The organism is Rothia sp. HMSC065G12, from assembly GCF_001811455.1.
Taxonomy (GTDB): Bacteria; Actinomycetota; Actinomycetes; order Actinomycetales; family Micrococcaceae; genus Rothia; species Rothia dentocariosa.
The window spans coordinates 1-2,396 of the sequence record NZ_KV804806.1 but is presented as its reverse complement, the minus strand read 5'-3'; the positions used below and the strand labels follow the sequence as shown (position 1 = coordinate 2,396).

Here is a 2,396-nt window from a genome sequence, read left to right as displayed (position 1 = left end):
CCACAACACCTACACCCTCAAATGCGAAGAGCCATTAAATCTTCCTTACTATATTCCATTGTTACCCTCCATAACTTCTGATTGTTGCCGTCTTGACGATTATGTATCTTTACATTACCTTCTGAAACATATGGCGCACCTTGTCCAGGCGGCTGTTTGGACGGCGGGGCTGGATGACCGGCTGACCGACAGCGGCCTGATATCCTTTCAGCTCTGTAAGGCATACGCTCCGCCCGTTGGTGTAAAAGGCCAGATCAGTACGGTATGCCTGTATACAGCGGGCGGGAATCTCGCCAGTAAAGACAACTTCATCCTTTTTTACCTGGGCCGTTTCGATGGTGGCACAGTATTTCGGTGCATCATGATAAGCCCTGGAAAGGTATTCCTGGGGCGCATAGAGGATGAAGGAGAGATAAGGTTCCAGCAGCTGCGTCCCCGATTCCTTCAATGCCTGTTCCAATACAATCGGGGCCAATGAGCGGAAGTCCGCCGGCGTGCTGACCGGACTGTAATAAAGCCCGTATTCAAAGCAAATCTTACAGTCCGTTACGTTCCAGCCGAACAAGCCCTGCTCCAGCCCGTAACGGATACCATCCCTGACAGCGTTTTGAAAACTCTGGTTCAAGTATCCCAGCGAAACCCGGCTCTCGTATTGTACACCGGAGCCAAGCGAGAGTGGTGTAACAGACAGTCCTATGGATGCCCAAAACGGGTTGGGCGGCACCTCGATATGGATGGTGTGGCTGGCTGCTTTGAGCGGCCGCTCCATATAAATGACGGAGGGTTCCTTTACCACTGTTTCAAGCTTGTATTTTTCCGACAGCAAAGCGGAAACAACCTCCAACTGCACCCGGCCCAAAAAAGAAAGAATGATCTCATGGGTGATGGAATCCACTTCGCAACGCAAAAGCGGGTCAGTATCCGCAAGTTGCGTAAGAGCGTCCAGCAGCCGTTCTCTTTGCGCTGCCGTTTTCGGCGCAATCGTCGTCCGCAGCATGGGGAGGGGGTCCTCGCGCCACCTTTTACGAGGGAGCCGGGTTTGGTCCCCTAATACATCGTTTAACCTCACGCTGTCGCTGGGAAGGATAACAATTTCACCCTGATAAGCGGTGTCTGTCCGAACAATTTCCCCTTTGGATGGAATACGCATCTCTGTGATTTTCAGCTTTTCTCTCCCGGCCAGGGCCACCGTATCCCGCAGGCGCAGCGTTCCACTGTATAACCGTAGATAGACACGCCGCTGGCCGCAATCGGTGTACTCAACCTTGAAAACGCTGCCGCATAGGGCGGCGCCCCCCTGTTCCCCAATCGGTTGGAACAGCCCTGTCACCGCATCCATCAACGGTTGAATGCCAAGGCCATTTTTGGCGCTGCCATGATAGACTGGGAACAGGGAGGCGTCTTGAACCCGCTGCTGTTCCTCCCGCGCAAGTTTTTCCCGGCTGATTGGTTCTCCTGCGATATACTTTTCCAATAATTCATCGTTATTTTCGATGACCGCATCCCATGCTTCTATGTCGGTATTTTCCTCCAGGACTATTTCCGGGGACAGCGACACCGTCTGCTTGATGATAATATCGGCGGAGAGCTTATCCCGAACAGACTGAACCACGCTCTGCAAATCAACGCCAGCCTGGTCGATCTTGTTGATAAAGATAACGGTGGGAATGTTCATTTTCCGCAGGGCATGGAACAGAATACGGGTCTGGGCCTGCACGCCATCTTTAGCGGAGATCACCAAGATGGCCCCATCTAAAACAGCCAAAGAGCGGTACACCTCCGCCAAAAAATCCATGTGGCCGGGCGTATCCACAATGTTAACTTTACATCTGTGCCACTGGAAGGAAGTGACTGCCGCTTGAATGGTAATCCCACGCTGCCGCTCCAAAAACATGGTGTCCGTCCTCGTTGTCCCTTTTTCGACGCTCCCCGGTTCTGAAATGGCTCCGCTGGCATATAGCAGGCTCTCCGTCAAGGTCGTCTTTCCAGCGTCTACATGGGCAAGAATTCCAATATTGATTATTTTCATGTGATTGTCCTCCCTTTACAGCCCCAAAGGGCATAAAAATCCCCAGCAGTAAAATACTTTTACCACTGGGGATTATAAGTTGCGGACATACACATATACAGCATACACCTGTTTGTGATTGCTGTTTTTGGGGATATGTCAAAATTGATAAGGCAAAAGTATTCTTAAATTGGGTACAAAAAACTAAGCCCCTACAAAAGGAGCTATCATAATCCTTTGTTCCCACTATTTGATTATAGTTTTATTTAAGAATACCTTGCCGCATATTTTTTACTCCTTTTCTGGATTAAATCATTGTATCACATCAGTTTTAGGAAAGCAAGTACCTAAAAGGGCTCTTCGCATTTGAGGGTGTAGGTGTTGTGGG

The 2,396-nt window shown here is 50.1% G+C and carries 1 protein-coding gene; it reads right to left on the bottom strand.

Annotated elements, in window-relative coordinates; translation table 11 throughout:
* Positions 1-109: 109 nt before the first annotated feature.
* Entirely contained in the window at positions 110-2,029 is a 1,920-nt protein-coding gene (tet(W), locus tag HMPREF2804_RS02305) for a tetracycline resistance ribosomal protection protein Tet(W) (protein ID WP_002586627.1), read from the bottom strand.
* Positions 2,030-2,396 lie beyond the last annotated feature (367 nt).